Below are 23342 nucleotides of genomic sequence, written 5' to 3' on the forward strand. Positions count from 1 at the left end.
AGAACTGCACAACGCATAAAAACATACGCCGGCATGAGCAGCCTTGGATGAAAAGCTCGATCGACTATTTTATTTAGTTAAGACAGCTTTGGTTTTTTTACTTTTTGGGCGTGGCAGCAATTCAAGTACGAATTCTTTACTGACTTTGCCATCATCTGATTGCCAGATACCGCGTATGACATTGTCCTTGAGTTCACCATCCCACTGCCCGGATACATCTATGCCGTCTTCGGATTCTTCCATGCTGAGCTTGTTGCCGCTGACTTCACCGGCCAACAAAATCTTTTTACCTTGATTACGCTTGCCACCTGCCACGACATAAGAACCTTCGACACTGTCCCTGTCTTCGGCCTTGGGTTGCAAATGCATACGTATCTTGTCATCACCGATTTTGCCCTGGAATTCAATTTCCCTCGCAAAAAAAGGGTTCTCCATGGGAGCAAAGCGTGTAGTCTGGATGGAAGCAGGCTCAGCCTTGACCTGAGCCTGGGCCGCCAACCCCGAGCACAGAGTCAGCGGCAATACAGCGAAATACAAAAATCTCATCAGACCGCTTCGCCCCACAAATCATGGGCATCAGCCGCCGTAATTTTCACTTCGACGAATTCGCCAACCTTGAGTTTGCGGTGTGGTTCGAAAGGTGGCTTGACATAGACTACGCCATCAATCTCAGGCGCATCTGCAGAGCTACGGCCAACGCCGCCACTACGATCCAGGGAATCGATCAAGACACGCATGGTTTTACCTATCTTGGCCTGCAGGCGTTTCTTGGATATGCCTTCCTGCAATTCCATGACACGGCGGCGGCGGTCTTCACGGACCTCATCTGGCAACTGGTTCTCTATCTCGTTGGCTGTTGCGCCCTCGACCGGTGAATAGGCAAAACAACCGAGACGATCAATTTCAGCCTCTTTAAGGAAGTCGAGCAGGTATTCAAACTCTTCTTCTGTCTCGCCAGGGAAACCGGCGATGAAGGTGGAACGTATCGTGATCTCCGGGCACATTTCACGCCAGGCCTTGATGCGTTCTATGTTTTTCTCGCCGCTCGCCGGACGCTTCATACGCTTTAGCACGTCAGGGTGAGCATGCTGCAAAGGCACATCCAGGTAAGGGAGGACATGACCATTGTTCATGAAAGGAATGATCTGATCGACATGCGGATACGGATACACATAATGCAGGCGCACCCAGGCATCATATTGTTTGGCCAGCTCACCCAGCGCCTCCACCAACTGCGTCATATGCGTCTTGACTGGCTTGCCATTCCAGAAGCCCATGCGGAACTTGATATCCACGCCATAGGCACTGGTGTCCTGGGAGATCACCAGCAATTCCTTGACCCCGGCTTTGAACAGGTTTTCTGCTTCCAGCATGACATCGGCAATCGGGCGCGACACCAGATCACCACGCATGGAGGGAATAATGCAGAAACTGCAGCGGTGGTTACAGCCTTCGGATATTTTGAGGTAAGCGAAATGCTTGGGCGTCAGTTTGACGCCTTGTGCTGGCACCAGATCCATGAAAGGCTCATGCGGTTTAGGCAAATGCTTGTGCACTGCCGCCATGACTTCACCGACTGCATGTGGGCCAGTCACTTCCAGCACTTTAGGATGAATAGACTGTATCATGTCCTTACCGTCAGCATCTTTTTTAGCGCCCAGGCAACCAGTCACGATGACCCTGCCGTTTTCAGCCAGTGCCTCACCAATCGCATCCAGAGATTCCTGCACAGCGGCATCAATGAAGCCGCAGGTGTTAACGATGACCAGATCGGCACCGTCATAGGATTTGGCAGTGTCGTAACCTTCAGCACGCAACTGGGTCAGGATTTGTTCGGAATCGACAAGCGCCTTTGGGCAACCCAGGGACACAAATCCCACCTTGTGGGTAGCAGGCATTTCTTGACGACGAATTTCAGAGATAGACATAGAGGACAATTAATAGCAAATAAGAGCAAAAAGGGTACAAAAGCGAATCCGCTATTGTACCCTTTTTGCCAGCCCAACTTGCCGCATCTGTCATAATTTCCTGAAGAATCAGAGGCTTAAGTCAGAATACGTACCCGTTCGACTTGAATATCATTTACTTTTTATTCACATCTTCTGGATTGAAGGGGAAGACATTGAACATATTTTTTGCCTGACTTTGCATTTGTTCTTGCATTTGCACAAACAAATTCTTGCTCTGCTCTATGTAGTTGCCCATCATGCCCTGCATCATCGGGCCCTGAACATTCATGAACTGCGTCCACATCTCAGGGCTGAAGGGCTTGCCTTCGTAAATACCCTTGGAATTCTCGGCCAGTTTGTTCTGGATATCAATAAAGGCCTGGACATTTTTTTCCAGGTAATTGCCCATCATGCCTTGCATGGCGTGACCATAGTAGCGAATGATTTGCGACAAGACCACACTGGAGAACATGGGCGTACCACCCGCCTCTTCTTCCAGAATGATTTGCAACAGTATGCTGCGCGTCAGGTCTTCGCCAGTTTTTGCATCGACTACGGCGAAATCATCGTTCTCCAATACAAACTGCTTGACATCAACCAGCGTGATATAGCTACTGGTCTGGGTGTCATACAGACGACGGTTAGGATATTTCTTGATCAGATGCTGTGTTGATTTTTTTGCGCTATTCATTGAGATCTCAGTTAAACACTTCGATATCCTGCCACTTTACGAGGATCACTCGTCAAAGTAGCACAGACTATTCACGCAAACATGATTCTTATTCTGGCCCGGCCAAAACAGCTTTCATGTTTGTCCCCTTTTTTATATCTTGTATTTTGCAGCCTGCAAAAGATATGCCCATCGAAATCTTGCGACTCTGATGGGCATATTTTACCGCACTGCAGAAGAAAGACAGCAATCAGGGAGGCTAAAAAGCCAATTTAAAAAATATATTCTAATTCCTGGCAGTTTCTGATGGTTGGCGGCGATTAGCCCATATGCAAACCACCATTGATGGAGAAATCTGAACCAGTAGCATAACCACCTTCATCAGATGCAATCCAGGCAACAATAGAGGCAATCTCTTCAGGCTCAGCCAGACGCTTGACAGGGATGCCAGCCACAATTTTTTCCAGCACGTCTGGGCGTATGGCCTTGACCATGTCAGTACCGACATAACCTGGGGATACTGTATTGACCGTCACCCCCTTGGTTGCCACCTCCTGCGCCAGAGCCATGGAGAAGCCGTGGATACCTGCTTTAGCCGTCGAGTAGTTAGTCTGACCAAACTGGCCTTTTTGACCATTCACAGAAGAAATATTGATGATACGGCCCCACCCACGATCCACCATGCCGTCGATAACTTGTTTCGTGACATTGAACAAGGAGTTCAGGTTGGTGTCCATCACCGCATCCCAATCTGCCTTGCTCATCTTGCGGAACTGACCATCACGGGTAATACCCGCGTTATTGACCAGCACATCGACTTCGCCAATTTCTGCCTTGACCTTTTCAAAAGCTGCCTTGGTCGATTCCCAGTCCGAGACATTACCCTCAGAAGCATGAATGTCCAGGCCTTCTGCACGCATATCTGCCAGCCATTTATCCTTACGGGCTGAATTCGGGCCACAACCGGCAACGACTGTATAGCCATCTTTGCACAAACGTCTGCAAATTGGAGTTCCGATACCACCCATACCACCAGTAACATAAGCAACACGTTTTGACATACTTGTTCTCCTCATTGAATTTTAACTACTTAACAACAAACCTTCAATCTGCCCTTACCTTCACATACCGTCCGGGTGCGGCTTCAATTGCAGGAAATTCTGCGTTTCCAGGCTTAGCTGGCACTTTCACCATCTTGCCGCCATGCTCGCTCAAAAAGGCTGACCATTCTGGCCACCAGCTGCCTGGGTGTTCAGTGGCACCAGCAAACCAGCTTTCTGCATCCAGGCCAGCCTGCTCGTTGGTCCAATAACTTCTCTTTTTCTTGGCCGGGGGATTCACCACCCCGGCGATATGACCCGATGCACCCAGCACAAAGCGGTTCCTGTCTTTATTACGGGGATTGAGCAAGGCTGTAGAAGCGTAAGCTGCCTGCCAGGGAACAATGTGATCTTCACGTGAACCATAGACAAAGCAAGGTGCATCGATTTTGCCCAGATCGACCTTGCTGCCCGCGACTGTCAAGGCACCAGGCTGTTTGAGTTTGTTCTCCAGATAGGTATTGCGGAGGTACCAGCAAAACATCGGGCCAGGCAAGTTGGTACTATCGGCATTCCAGTACAAGAGATCGAATGGTGGCGGAGCCTCGCCCTTGAGGTAATTAGACTGTACATAATTCCAGACCAGGTCATTTGCCCGCAGGCTGGAGAATGTGCTGGCCAGGTCCTTGCCCGGCAAAATGCCACGACGACCTATGGTCTGCTCACGCATCTTGACTTGCATTTCATCGACAAACACGTCGAGCACACCAGTCTGGGTAAAGTCCAGCAAAGTGGTCAGCAAAGTCAGGCTGCTGGCAGGATGCTCACCGCGCGCCGCCAGTACAGACAAGGCAGTCGAAATGATGGTGCCACCCACGCAAAAGCCAAAGGTGTTGATCTTGTCCTGCTTGCTGATTTTTTGCACGACCTTGATAGCCTGTATCGCGCCATCCTCGATATAGTCATTCCAGCTGACTTCGGCCATGCTTTCATCCGGGTTCGCCCAGGATACAAGGAAGACTGTGTGCCCCTGATCGACGGCATAGCGTACGACCGAGTTCTCAGGTTGCAAATCCAGGATATAGAATTTATTGATACAAGGCGGCACCATCAACAAGGGGCGTTGATGAACTGTCTTGGTGGTAGGCTGATACTGAATCAACTGGAACAGTTGGTTTTCATACACCACGGTACCGGCTGATGTTGCGACATTTTTGCCGACTTCGAAGGCGGATTCATCGGTTTGGGAAATACGGCCTTTTTGCATATCGGCCAGCATTTGAGTAATGCCCTTGGCCAGACTCTCGCCTTTACTCTCGATCAATTTGCTTTGCGCTTCGGGATTAGTAACCAGAAAATTGGCCGGCGACATCGCATCTATCATTTGCTGCACTGCAAAACCGATTTTCTGTTTTGTCTTGATTGGTGCCTGCACAGACTCTGCCATGGCCATCAAAAAACGTGCATTCAACAAATAAGATGCTGCACTATAAGAGTGCATGGCATGATTATGCCAGTCTGGGGCTGAAAAACGCCTGTCTTTCAGATCAGGGATTTTGGATACAGCAAAGTCTTGCCATAGCTTGCCGAACTCTTGCATATACTCCGTTTGCAAGCGCGTCATGGTGGCAGGATCTATCTGCGCTCCCAAGTCCTTCAGCATATCTGCTGCTGGCATGGGGTTCATTGTTGCGGCAGGTTTCATCCACTCCTGCCATTTGTCTTGATTCACTAGCTGTGACATCCACTCGGAGTACATAGCTTGAGGATCGAAAGTCTTCATGCGTGCCTCCTGATTTTCGCGTATCGTTTCGAAATAATTTTAAGCTTTCTTTCCCTGACTAAATAAGCTGCAATACAGTTCCTACCATTGCTTGCCCACATCAAGCATTCACAATAATAAGTAGCAAGGTTTTTATGTATATCGTTGCAATCGCCTGGATTTATGTCGTACTGATGATGTCGATCACAGAACACTCTGTCATCGCAGGCATCATGACTTTCCTCTTGTATTGCGTTTTTCCTTTAACAATAGTTTTATACCTGATGCGTACACCACAGCGCAAGCGTGAACGACTGGAAAAACAAGCTGCACTGCAAAAACAATCTGAAACTCCAACACTTTCATACGACGATCAACTGCATAAAGCGCACCAATCAGTCGAAACGAAAGCGGATTAAATCAAGCAGCTTTAATCCGGCGCAATCCAGATCAGGCTGACCATTCTTCCGCTGACACCATCACGGCGGTATGAATAGAACTCTGTCACTTCGCTCACTGTACAATGGTCTCCGCCAAAAACCTGGTCAATACCGATGTCATTTAGCAATTTTCTTGCCAGCCCGTAAAGATCCGCCAGATATTTTTCTGCACCATCCTGCCTGGCTTGCACGTTGAAATACGCCTGCGCATCAGGAATCTGTGCAGCAAAAGCATCCAGTACATCACGCCCTACTTCAAACTCTTGCGGCCCGATAGCTGGACCAAGCCATGCAATAATTTCTTGCGCGCCCTTACCTCTCATCGCTAACACGGTATTTTGCAACACGCCACCAGCCAGCCCACGCCAGCCAGCATGGGCTGCCGCAACGACCTTACCGGTGACATCGGCAAATAAAACCGGCAAACAATCCGCAGTCAGCACGGCGCAGACTTGCCCTGCTTGCGTACTGAGAACCGCATCACCGATATTGGACTTACTAATAGCAAGGTCAGCCGTGTTCAGTATTATATTGCCATGCACTTGTGATAAGAATATGACATCCGAAGGCAATTGACGATTTAATTTATCCCGATTCTGTTTTACAGCAAGCGGATCATCATTGACATGGTCACCGAGATTGAAGCCAGCGTTACCGCTTGCATCTCCATAGGGGCCAAGACTGACCCCGCCATGACGGGTAGTGGTGAACGCCCGCACGTTAGCGGGCGCGTGCTGCCAGTTGGGCAGCACTACCGGGAAAGGAGCAAGAGCAGCTAAGTTCTTGCCGTCTGGTTTCATACTGTCTGTATGCCAGCCTGCAGCAGTAATGCTGCAAAATCATCAGCTAATGGGACCTCCCACTCCACATGCTCGCCTGTGGTCGGGTGCGTCAAACCCAGCTTACGTGCCTGCAGCGCCTGGCGATGAAAAAAGCGGGCCAGATGCTGCTTGCCATATAAAGGATCACCTACCAGAGGAAAACCCAGTGACAACATGTGAACACGTATTTGATGGGTGCGGCCAGTTTCCAGTTGGCAGGCCACCAGGCTGACAGGGAATTTTTCCAGCATGCCAGCCGCCACCCGCTGGAAATGCGTGACAGCAGGCTTGGCAAGCATGCTTTGTGAAACCGCCATCTTGATGCGGTCACGCGGATGTCTGGCCATGGGTGCATCGACTGTGCCTGACAAATTAGGCGTACCCCATACCAGCGCATAATATTCACGCTTGACTGTCCTGTCCTGTAACTGGCGTACCAGTTCAGTATGGGCAATCAGGGTTTTGGCGACCACCATCAAGCCAGAAGTATCTTTATCGAGCCTGTGCACGATGCCGGCGCGAGGCACACCCAGCAAAGCAGGCCAGCGATATAGCAAGCCATTGAGCAAAGTGCCTGACCAGTTACCCGCTGCCGGGTGCACCACCATATCAGCTGGTTTGTTGATGACCAGGATGTCATCGTCTTCATACACCACGTTCAAAGGGATGTCTTCAGGTGCATAAGCACCTTCGTCGGGCGCTGCCTGTGGCTCAATGATGATTTTTTCATCGCCGAGCATGGTCATCTTGCCACGACCAGGCTTGCCATCAACGCTGACAAAACCGTCTTCTATCCACTGCTGGATGCGGCTTCTTGAATATTGTGGAACCAGTTTGGACAAAGTCTTGTCCAAACGCTCACCACAAGCATCCGAAGTAAGCTTTAATTCTATATTTTCTACTACAAGGGCAAAATCTTCGTCCACTTCGGTGGTATCGTTCAGCCCTTCCAATTCAGTGTCCAGGTCGGAATCTGACAAAATCACTGTAGTAGTTTGTTTCACATTTTTTGCCATCGGCTATAATCCGTAAATTGTTTTCATGCTCACGCACAAATTTATGCACATTAAATCTTTGAAATTGCTGGTTCTGGCTGTTGCCGCGTCCTTAAGTTTAAGCGGCTGCGGGGTCTTTGGTGAAAAAGGCGATGAGACCAAAACCTGGTCAGCATCAAAATTATACGCTGAAGCTAAAGACGAAATGTCCAGTGGGGGTTATGAAAAGGCAATTCAATACTTTGAAAAACTGGAATCACGCTTCCCCTTCGGTACTTACGCACAACAAGCGCAGATGGAAACTGCCTACGCTTATTACAAGCAAGGTGACCAGGCCCAGGCGCTGGCCGCGGTGGAACGCTTTATCAAGCTGCACCCGAATCATAGTCACGTAGATTACATGTATTATTTGCGCGGCGTGATCAACTTCAACGACCAGGTCGGCTTGCTCAATTTCCTGGCAAACCAGGATATCACCGAACGCGACCCTAAAGCCTCCCGCGATTCTTTTGATGCCTTCAAGCAACTTGCAGTCCAGTTCCCAGACAGCAAGTATACGCCAGACGCGATCCTGCGCATGAAATATCTGGTGAATGCACTCGCGCAATATGACGTACACGTTGCACGCTATTACCTGCGTCGTGGCGCCTACTTGGCCTCAGCCAACCGCGCGCAGTCTGCCATCAAGGAATATCCGGATGCACCCTCCATTGAAGAAGCGATGTTCATTTTGATACGCTCCTACGATGCGATGGGCATGACAGAGCTGCGAGACGATGCAAACCGCGTCTTCTTGCAGAACTTCCCAAAAAGTGATTACCTGACAGGCAAAGCCGGTAAGCGCGATGCGTGGTGGAAATTCTGGTAAGAATGTAAGCAACCCTGATGTAAAGTCAGGGCGCAAGCATGTGCCCTGACTTTACATCAATCTTCTATTTTGCGCCGGAACACCCATTCAGTGCTGGTAGATTCCTCTTCGCAATAAGCATAAGCCTCTTCAGCAAAAGCTTTCAAGTCATTGACCTTGCGTATGCCATGCTGGGCACAATATCTGGCCATCAAGCCTCTGGCGCGTTTGGCATAAAAAGAAATGATTTTGTATTTGCCATTTTTCCAGTCCTGAAAGACGGGAGAAATGATTTTTGCCCCCAAAACTGCTGGTCTTACCGCCTTGAAGTATTCATCAGATGCCAAATTCACCAGAACTTGTGATTTATGTTGCTGAATAGCATCGCTCAACAGTAAACTAATTTTATCTCCCCAGAAACTGTACAGATTTTTACCATGCTGATTGGCTAGCGCAGTTCCCATTTCCAGCCTGTATGCCTGCAAGAGATCAAGCGGACGCAATAAACCGTATAAACCAGACAGAATACGCAGATGGTTTTGCAAGTATTTCAGTTGTGGAGATGTCAGACTCGCGACATCGAGCCCCTCATACACATCTCCATTAAATGCAAATACTGCCTGTTTACTATGTTGTGCGTCCGGCTGTGGCAACCAGTCAGCAAAGCGTTGCACATTCAATTCAGCAAGCGCAGGAGAGATATCCATCAGCCTGCCCAGTTGATCAGCACTATATGTTCTGGCTATTTCCACCAGTTGTTCTGCCTCGACCAGAAAATGGGGCGCAGTTTTCGTCCTGGTTTTTACTGGTGTTTCAAAATCCAGACTTTTGGCTGGAGATAATACAATGAGCATAAATTGAACTTAATAGACAAAAATGACCGACATCATACCTAAGCGCGTAATTCTTGACACCAATGTGTGTCTGGATTTGTTTGTATTCAAAGATCCCAGATGGTCGGTCCTGCTTGATGATCTCAGCAATGGCCAGTTAAAGGCCCTGACCCGCACAGATTGTCGGGATGAATGGCTGGCAGTACTCGACTACCCTCATCTTGCAGCAAGACACGAAAGCGCCGAAGCGGTGACGGCCCTGTTTGATGCCCATATCGAGTGCCTCGCTCCCGCCGATACCGGCTATAGACTCCCTGTCTGCAGTGACAAGGATGATCAGAAATTTCTTGAGATTGCACGCGATGCCCATGCTGAAGTTTTGATCACCAAAGACAAGGCTTTGCTCAAGCTCGCCAGAAAAATGAAGCAGGCTGGCATGTTCAGAATAGAGACGCCAGAACATTTTTTGCGAACTTACGTAAAAGAATGTGACAAAACTGCATCGGGAGTAACAAAAGAATGACAAATTTTATTACTCTGGGTTATTCTTCGGTAATGTCCTGCTACTATGAACAGGAGCAAAAAGCAGTCTTGTTCATGGATAAAAATTACCCCCTGATTCAAGCAAAATAAATCAGGAAAAAAAACGGAGTCCATGCAGAAACGTTGTATCTGAACGGCAGCAATACTCAGAACATGTCTGCATACTCCCGCTGACACAACGTGACATTTGTGAAGCTTTACACAATGATCAATGCGATTATGGAGAACCAAGGACTATGACCGATTCAGCAGATGATCTGGACGCATTGTTTGAAGAAATGGCCAATCAGCGCCTGGAAACCAATGTAGAGTCCCCCTCTTCCCAAGCAGCGCCTACTGTGATTAGCGAACCTATATTGCAGGAACCGGTTCCTGCCAAGTTCAATTTTCACAGCGAAGATGCAGACGCCACCAAACCCATTTTTGACCGTTTGGGCGGCATTGTCAGAATGCTGCATGACTCCATGCGCGAGCTCGGCTATGACCGTTCGCTATCAGACGTTGCAGTGCAGATTGCAGATGCCCAGGGAAGGCTTGAATATGTCGCCACCCTGACTGAGCAAGCCGCCAACAAAGTCTTGAACGCAACAGATCTGGGCATGCCTGAACAAGATGAACTGGCCAAGAAAGCCAAGTCCATGGATGTTCGCTGGACAGACCTGTTTGATGGCAAACTCAGCGTTGATGAATTCAAAACCCTGGCAACAGATTCCAAGACTTTTGCCAATAGTGTGCTGACGGCGACCGATGCTGAAAAAGCACGCCTGCTGGACATCATGATGGCGCAAGACTTCCAAGACCTGACAGGTCAGTTGATCAAAAAAGTGGTGGCCATCAACAAGCGTGTTGAGCACGAACTGACCCAAATTCTGCTGGACAATGCGCCTGTAGAATTGAAAGAAAAAGCAGTAGAATTGATGGAAGGCCCTTCCGTCCCGAACGCAGCACTGGAACAGGACGATGTAGATAACCTACTTGATAGTCTGGGTTTCTAATGGATGACATGCTCAAAGAATTTGTCGTCGAAGCGCTCGATCTGGCGACCAATGTAGAAGAACATCTGCTTTCGCTCGAGCGCAATCCCGGCGACATGAATACGCTGAATGCCGTATTCCGGTCCTTCCACACCATCAAGGGCGGCGCTGGCTTCATGAACTTGAGTGCGATGGTATCGGCCTGCCACTTGACCGAAAACCTCTTTGACGCCCTGCGCACGGGACAAGTTCCTGTCACGCCAGAGGCGATAGAAGCAGCGCTTGAGGCCAGCGGCTTTGTCGCAGACCAGTTAACCGCGCTCAATAATGGTACTGAGCCAGACAAGCTCTCGACCATGCCCAAGTCGCTGGAAAAAATGCTGACAGACGCCATAGAAATGAAGGGCGTCAGCAAAAAACCGGCGGCGGCCAAAGCCAGACCGGCAGATACGCCCAAGCCCGTAGAAAAGGCTGCCCCACCTGCAGCAAAAAAAGAGAATGACGGTGAACTTGACTGGGAAGCCTATTTCCGCGCCGTGACACCGCCAGGCACCTTACCCGAGGCCGAATCCGAAGCCGCCGAGGAAGAGGAAGTACACGCTGCAGCACCAACGCAGCGGGAAGAAACCGAAGCTGTCAAATCTTCATTATCAGGCGCAGAAATCAAACAGAACGCGCCCGCAAAAGAAGAAAGCATACGCATAGATGCAGTCAAACTGAATGTCTTGCTCGAAGTTGCCGGTGAATCCGTGCAGGCAGCCAACCAGGCCGCCGTATTACTTGAAAAACTGTCGCAATTCAAGTTTGACGGCCAGGCAGCACCGCTGATGTCTGCCCTGACTGAAACCCTGACACGCGCCTCCCGCTATTCAACTGAATTGCAACGCGCTACTTTGGCAACGCGCATGCAGCCTGTGGGACGCTTGTTCCAGAAATTCCCAAGACTGATCAGGGAACTGGCACGTGACCTTGGCAAAGAAGTCGATCTGAACATTGCCGGTGCCGAGACAGAAGTCGATCGAGTGGTCGTTGACAGCTTGTATGACCCATTGGTCCACATGTTGCGCAACGCCCTCGATCACGGTATCGAAACTGCTGAGGAACGCATCAATGCCAATAAGGCACCTCGTGCCACGATTTCACTGAAAGCCTGGCAGGAAGCCAGCAGCGTCATGATAGAAGTGACAGATGATGGCAAGGGCATGGATGCACAAAGACTGCGCGATAAAGCCATCTCCAAAGGCTTGATCAATGCGCATGATGCCCGCACCGACGACGAGGCTTTCCAGCTGGTTTTCTTGCCAGGTTTCTCGACCAAGGAAGTTGCCTCCAGCGTATCTGGCCGCGGCGTTGGCATGGATGTAGTAAAAACTGCGGTAGAACGCCATCGTGGAGCAATACGCATCGCCTCGCAATTAGGAACTGGCACAACCTTCCTGATCCGTTTGCCAATCGAACTGTCCATCGTGCCGACCATGCTGGTACGCACCGATGGCGCTTCGCTGGCATTGCCTATGGCAACCGTGCAGCGTGTGGTTGAATTACCAGAAACCTTTGAAAGCGTCGGTGGTCAACCTGTTTTGCGTGATCTGGGCCGGCCTTTGCCAGTCAAGTCTCTGGGCAAGATATTGGGCTACACACCAGCGTCAGAAAGAGTTGGTATCGTCATTGCAGCTCCCAGCCCTTACATCTTGTCTGTCGATGCGGTTGATGGTACCGCCGATCTGGTCATTAAACCGTTGACCTGCATCAGCACACCAGGCATTACGGGCACTGCCCGCTCTGCTGAAGGTGAGCTGGTTCTGGTGATCAGCCTGTCCTTCCTGATTGATGGTTGCAAGACCAGGGAACGTATTACTGCCTGATCCCGCATCACGAGCAAGCAACTGATAAACGCATTTTGACCAAATCTGTCAAAATGCGTTTATTCTTTTTATAGCCACCTGGCACCTCATGACCACACCCCCACTCTCTCTGCAAGAATTCGTGCTGGAGAATAAGTTTGCAGAACTTCCCCCGCATTTTTATACCCAGCTTTCAGCCAGCCCCATAGATAAACCCTATCTGGTCGCGGCCAGCGATGAAGTTGCAGCGCAATTGAACCTGGGCCAGGCCAGCCTTAATTCTCCAGAATTTTTGAATTACTTTTCCGGCAACCAGGTTCTTCCTGGCAGCAAGCCCCTGGCAGCAGTCTATTCAGGCCATCAGTTTGGTGTCTGGGCTGGTCAACTGGGTGATGGCCGTGCCTTGTTGCTGGGTGGCATATCCCATGCTGGCCAACATCTGGAAATTCAATTAAAAGGTGCTGGCATGACACCGTATTCGCGCATGGGTGATGGACGCGCGGTATTGCGCTCATCCATACGTGAGTTTTTGTGCTCGGAAGCAATGGCAGCATTGAACATACCAACTTCGCGCGCTCTGTGTGTCATCGGCTCAGACCAGATGGTTTTTCGCGAGACACCAGAAACCAGCGCGGTTGTCGCCCGGGTAGCGCCGAGCTTTGTACGCTTTGGCTCATTTGAACATTGGTATTACAACGACAGGATGGATAATCTGCGGCAACTGGCTGATTATGTCATTGCGCATTCCTATCCTGAACTGCAGGCAGAAAACAATCCTTACCAGGCGCTGCTGACTACCGTCACCACCCGCACTGCCGAACTGATGGCACACTGGCAGGCCGTGGGATTTATGCACGGCGTCATGAATACCGACAACATGTCCATCATAGGACAGACGCTGGACTATGGTCCATTCGGCTTCATGGAAGCTTACGATGAAAAACATATCTGCAACCATACTGACCAGCAAGGCCGTTATTCGTATCGCATGCAACCTGCCATAGGGAACTGGAATTGCCAGGCCTTGGCGCAAGCTTTATCGCCACTCATAGGAAGTGTCGATGACACTAATGCGGCCCTGAGCCATTATCCTGCTGTTTATCGGCAAAAATGGTCAGAACTCATGCGTCAAAAATTTGGCTTGAAAACAGATCAAGAAGGCGATCTCGATTTATTTGCCAGCTTTTTCACTTTGTTACAAAGTAATCATGCCGACTTCACCCTGAGTTTCCGTCATTTGAGTAAGCTTTCGAACCAGAAATCGACCAATGATGAGCTGTTGCGTGATTTGTTTCTTGACAGGGATAGTCTGGACACATGGCTGCTGAATTACCGGGCGCGTCTGATTATGGAACAAAGTGATGAACAGACACGTCAAACCAGTATGCTTTCAGTCAATCCCAAATATGTTTTAAGAAATTATCTTGCGCAGCAGGCTATAGAAAAAGCGCAACAGAAGGATTTTTCAGAAGTCAGGAAATTATTGAGCATCCTGAAAAATCCCTATGACGAACAAGAGGAACACGACGACTATGCAAGCTTGCCGCCAGACTGGGCAAAGCATCTGGAAGTCAGTTGTTCATCCTGATACAAGAAAGAAGTGAAGAGGAAATCATGAGTAAAATCGTCAAATCAGATGCCGAATGGAAGGCGCAACTGAGCTCCATGGAGTATGAGGTCACCAGACACGCAGCCACAGAGCGCGCTTTTACAGGCAAATTCTGGGATCATCATGAGGCTGGCATCTATACCTGCGTTTGCTGCAACACGCCTTTATTTGCCTCCGATGCCAAATTTGATTCCGGTTGCGGCTGGCCAAGCTACTTCAGGGCATTAAATCCAGCCCATGTACGTGAAAAAGTTGATACATCTCATGGCATGACGCGCACTGAGATTTTGTGTAATATCTGCGACGCTCATCTTGGGCATGTATTCCCTGACGGACCACCACCTACAAGGTTGCGCTATTGCATTAATTCAGCCTCCTTGAAGTTTGACCCAGTAACCTGATTGTCTGTAAATGAAATTTCTTTTTGATATGTTTCCGGTAGTTTTGTTTTTTCTCACTCTCAAATGGGGTGAGAAAAATGCAACTGCTGCACAATCCATCGTATCCGACTATTTTTCCGGCGTAGTCTCTGGCGGAGTAACCACCGCTGAACTGGCTCCTATTTTGCTAGCCACAGCGATTACTTTGGTCGCGTCCGTATTTCAGATAGGCTATCTGCTGATACGTCGCAAGAAGGTAGATGCCATGCTATGGATTTCCTTCATTATTATCATGGTGTTCGGTGGTGCCACCCTGTATTTCCAAAACGAAGCCTTTATCAAATGGAAGCCAACTGTACTTTACTGGTGCTACTGCGGTGCGTTTGCCTTGGCACAGTTTGTATTCAAGAGTAACTTGATTCAATTGGCGATGGGCGGGCAAATCAAGTTGCCAGAACATATCTGGACACGACTCAGCTATGCATGGATGGCGTATTTCTTGCTCATGGGGTTCATTAACCTCTATGTGGCGTTTAATTTCTCTACGGATACCTGGGCCAATTTCAAACTCCTGGCCGTTGTTGCCATCATGCCGGCATTTATCATTATCCAGAGCCTGTTTCTGGCTAAATACATGGAAGAACCTGCACAATGACGCGCACGGACAAAATATTAGCCCGTCTGACTGAAACCTTGCAGCCAGTTGACTGTCAATTAACAGATGACTCCGAGGCTCACCGGGGCCATGCTGGTGCGGCTGGTGGTGCAGGTCATTACAGTGTAAGAATAGTTTGTCAGCAATTTGAAGGATTAAACCGCATTTCTCGCCATCGACTAGTGTATGATGCCGTTGGCGTTATGATGCAAACGGAAATTCATGCCCTCAATATTGTGGCATTAAGTCCGTCAGAGATACCGACCTAAGCAGTTTATTTATAATCCGTTTTATTTATTTTGTTATTTAGGAACAGACAATGACTTTTAAACCTGCTCATTTGCTGGTAGTACTTCTTGCAACTGCCCTGCCTGCAATGGCTCAGAACGTAGCTACAGTTAATGGCAAGGCTATCCCTGCCAGCCAACTTGAAGCATTAGTAAAACAAGCGGTAACGCAAGGCCAGCAGCAGGATACGCCTCAGCTGCGCGCACAGATCAAGCAAGACCTGATCGTCAATGAAGTCTTGATACAAGAGGCTGAAAAGTCAGGCCTGGCAAAAAATGCCGATGTAAAACAAGCTATTGAACAAGCACGCCAAACCATTCTGGTTCGCGCAATGATGTTTGACTACCTGAAAAAGAACCCTGTCACTGACGCTGAAGTCCAGGCAGAATATGACAGGCAAAAAGCTCAGGCAGGCGACAAGGAATACCACCTGTTCAACATCGTTCTGGATACAGAAGATGAAGCAAAAGCCACAATTTCCAAATTGAAAGGCGGCGCCAAATTTGAAGAGCTGGCCAAACAAGTCTCCAAAGATCCTGGCAACGCCTCCAAAGGTGGTGATCTGGATTGGTCCATACCTAGCGGCTGGCCTCCAGCATTCGCCCCTGTGCTGAGCAAACTGCAAAAGGGTCAATTTACAGAAACGCCTGTAAAAATGACTGATGCCCAAGGGAAAGACAAGTTCCATATCGTCAAGCTTGATGATACGCGTACAGCGAAATTCCCTACACTTGAAGAAGTGAAACGTGATTTTGTGAACGGCATTTCACAACAACACCTGCAGGCATTCCAGCAATCCCTGTATAAAAAAGCTAAAATTACTCAATAAAGTGGTGAAGTATTAAGATAAAAGAGGCGCAATGCGCCTCTTTTGTTTTTTCCAGCACGTATTTATCAATATTTACTGGTATTTATTGATAATGCTGTTCAATTTCCCATTTTTCTGCAACTCCATCAGGCCTTTATCGAGCTGCTCTATGATTTGTGCAGCCTGGGGATGCTCCTTGCTGACACCAAAATGCAGGGGGTATTTTTCAGTCTGCGGCAAGCTCTGTATCTTGTATGTACTCATGTCCAGAGGCAAAAGACTCAGGCGGGCAAAGCCCCATAACACTTCTTGCATATCCACCACAATATCACAATGCCCCCGCTCTATCTTGCGCATGAGGCTGGTATAGCTGGTTGCGCCACTTTCGATGACAGAGGGTGGCAGACGGGTATAAAAAGTCGATGAGCCATGTAAAGAGCAGATTTTATATTTCTCCAGATCACTGAGCATTTGCAGTGGGGGCTGCGGGAATTTTTTTGCAGAATATAAATAAGATGGCGTAAGACTATGGTAACTGCGGGAAAACAAATACACCTTTTCACGCTCAGGGTTCCTGAACACCGACATCACAATATCGAAACCCTCACGTGCCTGGACCTCAAACAGGCAACGCGCCCAAGGCCTGAGTTCTATTTTTGGGTCGGTAAAGATGTTGCGCAAGATATCCGCCGACAGTCCCTCAACAGGTGTTCCTGCAGACTTGATATAAGACATGGGCGGCCAGTTACTATCCCCACCACAAGCACGTACGCGCTCCGCCGCACCAGCATGATGCAAGAAAAAGAACATAGCAAAGAAGAGCAGATATCGCATTTATCTGGAGAAAGTTTCCCTGACGATTCATTATAAGGAAAGCTGTGCCACGTAAAGGTTTTATTCTGTACTGAGAATGTAAATCATCTTCATAAAGTGAGGGGCAAGTAAAAAGGGCGCAATCATTTTCATGATTACGCCCTTCCTTTTTAACTGTTATCGCGACAGTTTAGCCCACGAATACCCGTGCATTGCGGAACATACGCATCCAAGGGGAATCTTCACCCCAACCTTCTGGATGCCATGAATGCAATACTGAGCGGAACACACGTTCCGCATGTGGCATTAACACAGTAAAGCGTCCGTCTTCATTGGTGACTGAAGTAATGCCCTGTGGCGAACCATTTGGATTGTATGGGTAAGCTTCTGTAGCCAAGCCTGCGTTATTGATAAAGCGCATGGCTACCTGTGCTTTGGCAATGTCGCCAGTCGTTGAGAAGTCAGCAAAACCTTCACCATGAGCGATGGCGATAGGTGTTTGTGTACCAGCCATACCCTGGAAGAAGATGGAAGCAGAATCAGTCACCTCCACCATGGCAAAACGACCTTCGAATTGCTCAGACTTGTTCTTGGTGAATTTAGGCCAGGCCTGTGCACCTGGGATGATGGATTTCAAATTACTCATCATCTGGCAGCCATTACAGATACCCAGACCAAAGGTGTCATCGCGATGGAAGAATTGCGAGAACTGATCAGACATCATGGCATTGAACAAAATGGTTTTTGCCCAGCCCTCGCCTGCACCCAATACGTCACCATAAGAGAAGCCACCAACAGCGATCAAGCCCTTGAAGTCAGCCAGTTTTGCGCGACCGGCAATCAGGTCACTCATATGCACGTCTACCGCCTCAAAACCGGACTTATGCATGACATAGGCTGTTTCTATATGCGAGTTCACACCCTGCTCACGCAGGATGGCAACCTTGGGACGTACACCAGTTGCAATGTATGGCGCTGCCACGTCTTGCTGTGGATCGAAGCTCAGTTTAGGCTGCATGCCTGGATCATTCGCATCCACGATGCGCGCATATTCAGCATCAGCACCGGCAGGATTGTCGCGCAGACGGGCAATTTGCCAGCTGGTTTTGCTCCACAACTGATGCAAGGCAGTTCTTGGCTGACTATAAATTTGCTTGGCATCGCGGGTAAATTCGATGATGCCGCTATTGTTTGGCTTGCCTATAATGTGGCTGCAGGCACCCAGATTGAAGCTGCGCAAGACATCCATGACTTCTGAACGCTGTTCAGTCCGCACTTGTATCACGGCCCCAGTTCTTCGTTAAACAAGGCGCGCAAGGTCATGTCATTGCGACGTTCAGACACCTGGGTCGCCCAGTTCTTGGCATCACCCTGGTCTGCTGCGTGTTCGCTATCCATGGTCAGGATATCGAGATTGACCGATAAACCAGCACGGCCAGCAAAGGCCATTTCACACAGACTGGCGTACAGGCCGCCGTCAGAGCGGTCATGATAAGCCAGCAATTTGCCGTCACTATTCAACTTCTGGATAGCATTGAAGAAGGCCTTCAAGTCTTCCGCGCTATCGACATCCGGTGAGTCGTTGCCGAGTTGCTGCATGACTTGCGCAAAGCAGGAAGCACCCAGGCGATTTTTGCCACGACCCAGATCAATCAGGATCAGGCTGGTATCACCCTGGTCCAGACGTATCTGCGGCGTCAATGACTTGCGCACGTCATACACCGGCGAGAAGGCGGAAATAATCAGTGATACAGGTGAGGTTACCGCCTTGCTTTGCCCTTCATCCTTCCAGGTAGTGCGCATGGACAGGGAATCTTTACCCACCGGGATACTGATGCCCAGTGCCGGGCACAATTCCATGCCGACTGCTTTTACCGTATCAAACAGGGCCGCATCCTGGCCAGGCTGGCCACAGGCTGCCATCCAGTTGGCCGACAGTTTGATATCCGAGATATCCCTGATCGGTGCAGCAGCAATATTGGTGATAGCCTCACCAACGGCCATACGGCCAGATGCAGCAGCATCAATCACGGCCAACGGGGTACGTTCGCCCATGGACATGGCTTCACCCAGGTAGCCTTCCAGGCTCATAGTGGTCACGGCGCAATCAGCCACTGGCACCTGCCATGGCCCTACCATCTGGTCACGCACGGATGTAGCACCCACTGTGCGGTCACCAATGGTGATCAAGAAGGATTTATCAGCAACAGTGGGCAAGCTCAACACGCGTTCTGCGGCAACTTGCAGATCGATGCCAGTCAAATCAATTTTTGGGAAATCATTGCTGACATGGACAACATCCCTGTGCATTTTTGGCGGCTTGCCCAGCAAGACATTCATGGGCATATCGACTGGTGAAGTGTCATTCAGCGGGTCAATGACGCGCAATTGACGCTCTTCAGTCGCGGTACCAACCACGGCAAACGGGCAACGCTCACGTTCGCAGAAATGACGGAACAGTTCCAGGCTTTCTGGTGCTATACCCAGGACATAACGCTCCTGCGATTCATTACTCCAGATTTCTTTCGGGGCCATACCGCTTTCTTCCAACGGTACCTTACGCAAATCAAACAGCGCACCACGTTTGGCATCATTGGTGATTTCTGGGAAAGCATTCGACAAACCACCAGCACCAACGTCATGGATGGACAGGATGGGATTGTTCTCTCCCAACTGCCAGCAGGAATTGATGACTTCTTGCGCACGGCGTTCCATTTCAGGATTACCACGCTGTACCGAGTCGAAATCCAGATCCGCAGTATTAGTACCAGTTGCCATCGAAGAAGCGGCACTGCCACCCATGCCTATGCGCATGCCAGGACCACCCAGCTGTATCAGCAGGCTGCCTACAGGAAGATCATTCTTTTTGGTGAGTTTGTCCGAGATATTGCCTATACCGCCGGCAATCATGATGGGCTTGTGATAGCCATAGACCGTGCCGCCAACATTTTGCTCGAAGGTACGGAAATACCCCCCAGAACAGGACGACCAAATTCATTATTGAAAGCAGCACCACCCAAAGGGCCTTCTATCATGATCTGCAATGGTGAAGCGATGCGGTCTGGCTTGCCATAGGCATCCGCAGTAACTTTTGCAGTCAGGCTGTCACCAGCGTTTTCCCACGCCTGGCGTGCGCCTGGCAACATCAGGTTGGAGACGGTAAAGCCGGTCAGACCTGCTTTTGGGCGGGCACCACGACCTGTGGCACCTTCGTCACGAATTTCGCCGCCAGCGCCAGTAGAAGCGCCTGGGAATGGAGAAATGGCTGTAGGGTGATTATGCGTTTCCACCTTCATCAGGGTATGCGTCAGTTCTTCTGTGACCTGATAGATTTGGTCTTTACCGGATGGGAAGAAACGTTTGACGACCGCGCCTTCCATGATCGAAGAATTATCGCTATAGGCAACGATCGTGCCCTTGGGTTGCAACTCATGCGTGTTCTTGATCATCTGGAACAGGGATTTATCCTGCTTCTGACCATCGATAGTCCAGTCTGCATTGAAAATCTTGTGACGGCAATGTTCGCTGTTTGCCTGTGCAAACATCATCAGTTCTACGTCCGTAGGATTGCGCTTTGCTGTAGTGAAAGCATCAACCAGATAATCGATCTCGTCATCTGACAGAGCCAGGCCGAGTTCGCTATTTGCTTGTAACAGCGCCGTCTTGCCGCCTTGCAGTACATCAACGTGCTCCAGATCTTTGGCAACCAGTTCAGAGAACAGTGCCTGCGCTTGCTGCGCATCGGCCAGCACCATTTCTGTCATGCGGTCATGCAAGAGTGCAGCCACCTGCTCACGGCTGCCATCAGCGAGTTTTTTAGCACCGCCCAGCAAACCCGTCTTGACTTGCACATAGTAAATAATGCCGCGCTCAAGACGATGGATATGTGTCATGCAACAATTGTGGACGATGTCTGTGGCTTTGCTGGCCCATGGCGATATCGTGCCGAAACGTGGAATCACGACAAACACATCACCCTCACTGCTGGCGGTAAATGCATCGCCGTATACCAGCAAGGCATTCAGGCGATCAGCGTCTTCTTTGAGCAGTTCAGAGGCAACATCAACGAAATGGACATAGCGGCCGGTAACGCCAACAATATTGGCATCAACAGCTTGCAAACGAGAGAGAAGACCGGAGGTACGAAAAGCAGACAGGGCGTTGGAGCCTGGCAATATCAACATGGTGAGCGAGGTAGTTGAGGCAATGTACACAAAACCTGCCGTGCACAAGTGCTGGTTGGATCAGAAAGCGTGATTATACCTTGATGCCCAAGCTGACTCCAGACGCCAGCAGGAAGAAATTACCCTGACTACCAAACTCAGTTCATAAACAAGGTAGTTCGGCCGATTTTTTTATTTTTTTGAATTTATACGCATATTTTTTACACATAAAGCACTCTGTCTGGCTGTCTGGTAGTTTTGGGTTTTTATCCAAATCCTCATCAAGAACAAGCAAAACGACGGATTGTTTATCTAACAAAGTATCAAAACTGCTATCTGAAAGAACAATATTATTCTTATGAAGTTTATTTCCCCAAAACAAATCACTACTACGGCTATCAACCACTCTTACCGGCTGCTTCAAATAAAATGGCAATGAAGATTGATGTTCAAACACCTTAAATAAAAATACTTCATGCTTAGCTTCAATTGTTGACAATTCAGCCAACAAGGGCTGAGTAGAAGTCCATTGTGCGGCGGCTTGTAAAAGCCCAATAAACGCCAGTAACATCAGTGCTGGCAAAGCGATAAACGGGAAGATTCCAAAGCGCACTTTGCGCCAGACAAGAACCGCAATACCTGCACTCAACAGAGATGCAGCCAGCATAAAATCCCGTAAGAATTGCTTTCCATCCATGCCATACACCACCAGCGAAGACAACTGATGATTCAACTGTTTACCTATCCACCAGGCGGCGAGAGCAAATAAGGCTGCCAAAAACATACCAACCAATGCCCTGCCCCATGCAGCACCAAAACCCCGGTCTTCCAGGGCAATGGCCAATTGCAATGCTGCGAGTGGCATGACAACGACGAGATAATAATTCGCCTTGGCACTGGATAAAGAAAAAAACAGGACTGGCATGATCCAGGCGCAAGCGAGGAAAAAATGCAGGGTTCTGGGTGTTTGCTGCTTTGCCTTCACAAACAAGAGCACAGGCAAAAAGAAGGACCAGGGGAAGAGGTAGAGCACCATCCTCGGCAGGTAATACCACCAGGCACCGGCATAATAATCATGCGGTTCTCGCTTGCCCAAAAACCGCAGCACATGCTCGTTGATGAAATAAAACCAGGCAAATATAGGCTCAGCCAGAATGGCAGCAATATGCCAGGGCAAGGCTATCAATAAGAAAATCCCTATCGCTTTTATATCAAACCAGGCGATGATTCTTTTTTGAAAATCTCTTAGCGAACTGGAAAACAATATGGTGTAAATAAAACTCACAGCACCAAATAAAATAATGGCAACAAAGCCCTTGGCCAGCAAGGCAAATGCCAATAAACCCAAACACCAGTTGAGCTTCTTCTTTTCTCCTGAGACGCTGTACAGGTAGCCAAACATCAGCGCACCTGTCAAAAATACGGTCAGCAGCATATCAAACATCAAAGTGCGCGACATCGCCATGACGCCCAGGCCGCTGATGAACATCAATGCAGCCAGACGCGAGGCTGCAACCCGCCCTATCTGCCGCCCGAACCACAAAATCAAAGCCACGCAAGACAGTGCAGACATCGCAGGGACCATTCTGGCCGCCCATTCATTTTCGCCAAAGACAGCAAAAGAAATCGCCGTCAGCCAGTACAGCAGAGGCGGTTTTTCCATATAGGCCAGACCATTCAGGTGAGGAATGATCCAATGATGCCAGTCACCAGATGCCAGCATTTCCCTGGGGATTTCTGCGTACAGGCCCTCATTGTTGTCTAATATCGGGTAGCAACCAAGACCGTAAGCCAAAAAGAAGATAGTAAATAACCAGACCAGCCAGGCAGGTATGGCAGGTTGAGGCACTTCATTTTTGGCTTGCACAACATTCATAGTTGGAACGACTTCTTTCCCACAAGAATGGG

The 23342-nt window shown here is 49.2% G+C and carries 20 protein-coding genes and 1 pseudogene; 10 read left to right on the top strand and 11 right to left on the bottom strand.

The window, feature by feature from the left end:
- Positions 1 to 69: 69 nt before the first annotated feature.
- The 5 genes from UNDYM_RS13985 to phaC form a co-directional block, all read right to left on the bottom strand.
- Complete coding sequence (locus UNDYM_RS13985) at positions 70 to 546, bottom strand: hypothetical protein (protein ID WP_162041585.1); 477 nt, start codon at positions 544 to 546, stop codon at positions 70 to 72.
- Complete coding sequence (gene rimO / locus UNDYM_RS13990) at positions 546 to 1928, bottom strand: 30S ribosomal protein S12 methylthiotransferase RimO (protein WP_232064068.1); 1383 nt, start codon at positions 1926 to 1928, stop codon at positions 546 to 548. Before rimO ends, UNDYM_RS13985 begins: the two co-directional genes overlap by 1 nt.
- A gap of 154 nt (positions 1929 to 2082) precedes the next feature.
- Entirely contained in the window at positions 2083 to 2640 is a 558-nt protein-coding gene (gene phaR / locus UNDYM_RS13995; RefSeq protein WP_162041586.1) for a polyhydroxyalkanoate synthesis repressor PhaR, read from the bottom strand.
- Between the two features lie 299 nt (positions 2641 to 2939).
- Positions 2940 to 3680, bottom strand: a complete 741-nt coding sequence (locus tag UNDYM_RS14000) for a 3-ketoacyl-ACP reductase (protein WP_162041587.1) — start codon at positions 3678 to 3680, stop codon at positions 2940 to 2942.
- A gap of 43 nt (positions 3681 to 3723) precedes the next feature.
- On the bottom strand, positions 3724 to 5442 hold the full coding sequence (phaC, locus tag UNDYM_RS14005; protein ID WP_162041588.1) for a class I poly(R)-hydroxyalkanoic acid synthase: 1719 nt from the start codon (positions 5440 to 5442) through the stop codon (positions 3724 to 3726).
- A gap of 134 nt (positions 5443 to 5576) precedes the next feature.
- On the opposite strand from phaC, the gene UNDYM_RS14010 reads away from it, so the two are divergent.
- The gene (locus UNDYM_RS14010) at positions 5577 to 5840 is read left to right on the top strand and encodes a hypothetical protein (RefSeq protein WP_174244911.1); all 264 of its coding nucleotides are present in this window, start codon (positions 5577 to 5579) and stop codon (positions 5838 to 5840) included.
- A gap of 11 nt (positions 5841 to 5851) precedes the next feature.
- Here the strand turns inward: UNDYM_RS14010 and pgeF are convergent, their stop codons facing one another.
- Together pgeF and UNDYM_RS14020 are read right to left on the bottom strand one after the other, a co-directional pair.
- Positions 5852 to 6661, bottom strand: coding sequence for a peptidoglycan editing factor PgeF (gene pgeF / locus UNDYM_RS14015; RefSeq protein WP_162041589.1), 810 nt, complete (start codon positions 6659 to 6661; stop codon positions 5852 to 5854).
- Positions 6658 to 7698, bottom strand: a complete 1041-nt coding sequence (locus UNDYM_RS14020) for an RluA family pseudouridine synthase (protein WP_162041590.1) — start codon at positions 7696 to 7698, stop codon at positions 6658 to 6660. The genes pgeF and UNDYM_RS14020 overlap by 4 nt, the downstream gene beginning before the upstream one ends.
- Before the next feature lie 43 nt (positions 7699 to 7741).
- Here UNDYM_RS14020 and UNDYM_RS14025 point away from each other — a divergent pair, with 43 nt between their 5' ends.
- Positions 7742 to 8545 (top strand): outer membrane protein assembly factor BamD, encoded by an 804-nt coding sequence (locus UNDYM_RS14025; RefSeq protein WP_162041591.1) that lies wholly within the window; start codon positions 7742 to 7744, stop codon positions 8543 to 8545.
- Between the two features lie 56 nt (positions 8546 to 8601).
- Here UNDYM_RS14025 and yaaA read toward each other — a convergent pair whose 3' ends face one another.
- Entirely contained in the window at positions 8602 to 9378 is a 777-nt protein-coding gene (yaaA, locus tag UNDYM_RS14030) for a peroxide stress protein YaaA (protein ID WP_162041592.1), read from the bottom strand.
- A gap of 22 nt (positions 9379 to 9400) precedes the next feature.
- On the opposite strand from yaaA, the gene UNDYM_RS14035 reads away from it, so the two are divergent.
- From UNDYM_RS14035 to UNDYM_RS14070, 8 genes are all read left to right on the top strand, one after another.
- Positions 9401 to 9880, top strand: a complete 480-nt coding sequence (locus tag UNDYM_RS14035) for a putative toxin-antitoxin system toxin component, PIN family (RefSeq protein WP_162041593.1) — start codon at positions 9401 to 9403, stop codon at positions 9878 to 9880.
- A gap of 256 nt (positions 9881 to 10136) precedes the next feature.
- Positions 10137 to 10895 carry a protein phosphatase CheZ gene (locus UNDYM_RS14040; RefSeq protein WP_162041594.1) on the top strand — a complete coding sequence of 253 codons (759 nt, stop codon included), beginning with the start codon at positions 10137 to 10139 and terminating at the stop codon, positions 10893 to 10895.
- A complete protein-coding gene (locus tag UNDYM_RS14045; protein WP_162041595.1) occupies positions 10895 to 12739 on the top strand; it encodes a chemotaxis protein CheA in 1845 nt (614 codons plus the stop codon). The genes UNDYM_RS14040 and UNDYM_RS14045 overlap by 1 nt, the downstream gene beginning before the upstream one ends.
- An 88-nt stretch (positions 12740 to 12827) precedes the next feature.
- On the top strand, positions 12828 to 14306 hold the full coding sequence (locus UNDYM_RS14050) for a YdiU family protein (protein WP_162041596.1): 1479 nt from the start codon (positions 12828 to 12830) through the stop codon (positions 14304 to 14306).
- 26 nt (positions 14307 to 14332) lie between these two features.
- Positions 14333 to 14728 (top strand): peptide-methionine (R)-S-oxide reductase MsrB, encoded by a 396-nt coding sequence (msrB, locus tag UNDYM_RS14055; RefSeq protein WP_370529475.1) that lies wholly within the window; start codon positions 14333 to 14335, stop codon positions 14726 to 14728.
- Positions 14729 to 14738: 10 nt separating this feature from the next.
- Complete coding sequence (locus UNDYM_RS14060; protein ID WP_162041597.1) at positions 14739 to 15362, top strand: septation protein A; 624 nt, start codon at positions 14739 to 14741, stop codon at positions 15360 to 15362.
- The gene (locus tag UNDYM_RS14065; RefSeq protein ID WP_162041598.1) at positions 15359 to 15631 is read left to right on the top strand and encodes a BolA family transcriptional regulator; all 273 of its coding nucleotides are present in this window, start codon (positions 15359 to 15361) and stop codon (positions 15629 to 15631) included. The genes UNDYM_RS14060 and UNDYM_RS14065 overlap by 4 nt, the downstream gene beginning before the upstream one ends.
- Positions 15632 to 15681: 50 nt before the next feature.
- Positions 15682 to 16479, top strand: a complete 798-nt coding sequence (locus UNDYM_RS14070) for a peptidyl-prolyl cis-trans isomerase (protein ID WP_162041599.1) — start codon at positions 15682 to 15684, stop codon at positions 16477 to 16479.
- A 72-nt stretch (positions 16480 to 16551) separates the two neighbouring features.
- Here UNDYM_RS14070 and UNDYM_RS14075 read toward each other — a convergent pair whose 3' ends face one another.
- The 3 genes and pseudogenes from UNDYM_RS14075 to UNDYM_RS14085 form a co-directional block, all read right to left on the bottom strand.
- Positions 16552 to 17292, bottom strand: a complete 741-nt coding sequence (locus UNDYM_RS14075) for an ABC transporter substrate-binding protein (RefSeq protein WP_162041600.1) — start codon at positions 17290 to 17292, stop codon at positions 16552 to 16554.
- Positions 17293 to 17461: 169 nt separating this feature from the next.
- Positions 17462 to 21455, bottom strand: a pseudogene (gene purL / locus UNDYM_RS14080) (phosphoribosylformylglycinamidine synthase).
- A gap of 142 nt (positions 21456 to 21597) precedes the next feature.
- The gene (locus tag UNDYM_RS14085; protein WP_162041601.1) at positions 21598 to 23310 is read right to left on the bottom strand and encodes a glycosyltransferase family 39 protein; all 1713 of its coding nucleotides are present in this window, start codon (positions 23308 to 23310) and stop codon (positions 21598 to 21600) included.
- Between the last annotated feature and the right edge of the window lie 32 nt (positions 23311 to 23342).

The organism is Undibacterium sp. YM2, from assembly GCF_009937975.1.
Taxonomy (GTDB): Bacteria; Pseudomonadota; Gammaproteobacteria; order Burkholderiales; family Burkholderiaceae_D; genus Undibacterium.

Coding starts and splice junctions, on each gene's coding strand:
- UNDYM_RS13985 (WP_162041585.1), bottom strand. CDS start 546: ATGAGATTTTTGTATTTCGCTGTATTGCCGCTGACTCTGTGCTCGGGG.
- rimO (WP_232064068.1), bottom strand. CDS start 1,928: ATGTCTATCTCTGAAATTCGTCGTCAAGAAATGCCTGCTACCCACAAG.
- phaR (WP_162041586.1), bottom strand. CDS start 2,640: ATGAATAGCGCAAAAAAATCAACACAGCATCTGATCAAGAAATATCCT.
- UNDYM_RS14000 (WP_162041587.1), bottom strand. CDS start 3,680: ATGTCAAAACGTGTTGCTTATGTTACTGGTGGTATGGGTGGTATCGGA.
- phaC (WP_162041588.1), bottom strand. CDS start 5,442: ATGAAGACTTTCGATCCTCAAGCTATGTACTCCGAGTGGATGTCACAG.
- UNDYM_RS14010 (WP_174244911.1), top strand. CDS start 5,577: ATGTATATCGTTGCAATCGCCTGGATTTATGTCGTACTGATGATGTCG.
- pgeF (WP_162041589.1), bottom strand. CDS start 6,661: ATGAAACCAGACGGCAAGAACTTAGCTGCTCTTGCTCCTTTCCCGGTA.
- UNDYM_RS14020 (WP_162041590.1), bottom strand. CDS start 7,698: ATGGCAAAAAATGTGAAACAAACTACTACAGTGATTTTGTCAGATTCC.
- UNDYM_RS14025 (WP_162041591.1), top strand. CDS start 7,742: ATGCACATTAAATCTTTGAAATTGCTGGTTCTGGCTGTTGCCGCGTCC.
- yaaA (WP_162041592.1), bottom strand. CDS start 9,378: ATGCTCATTGTATTATCTCCAGCCAAAAGTCTGGATTTTGAAACACCA.
- UNDYM_RS14035 (WP_162041593.1), top strand. CDS start 9,401: ATGACCGACATCATACCTAAGCGCGTAATTCTTGACACCAATGTGTGT.
- UNDYM_RS14040 (WP_162041594.1), top strand. CDS start 10,137: ATGACCGATTCAGCAGATGATCTGGACGCATTGTTTGAAGAAATGGCC.
- UNDYM_RS14045 (WP_162041595.1), top strand. CDS start 10,895: ATGGATGACATGCTCAAAGAATTTGTCGTCGAAGCGCTCGATCTGGCG.
- UNDYM_RS14050 (WP_162041596.1), top strand. CDS start 12,828: ATGACCACACCCCCACTCTCTCTGCAAGAATTCGTGCTGGAGAATAAG.
- msrB (WP_370529475.1), top strand. CDS start 14,333: ATGAGTAAAATCGTCAAATCAGATGCCGAATGGAAGGCGCAACTGAGC.
- UNDYM_RS14060 (WP_162041597.1), top strand. CDS start 14,739: ATGAAATTTCTTTTTGATATGTTTCCGGTAGTTTTGTTTTTTCTCACT.
- UNDYM_RS14065 (WP_162041598.1), top strand. CDS start 15,359: ATGACGCGCACGGACAAAATATTAGCCCGTCTGACTGAAACCTTGCAG.
- UNDYM_RS14070 (WP_162041599.1), top strand. CDS start 15,682: ATGACTTTTAAACCTGCTCATTTGCTGGTAGTACTTCTTGCAACTGCC.
- UNDYM_RS14075 (WP_162041600.1), bottom strand. CDS start 17,292: ATGCGATATCTGCTCTTCTTTGCTATGTTCTTTTTCTTGCATCATGCT.
- UNDYM_RS14085 (WP_162041601.1), bottom strand. CDS start 23,310: ATGAATGTTGTGCAAGCCAAAAATGAAGTGCCTCAACCTGCCATACCT.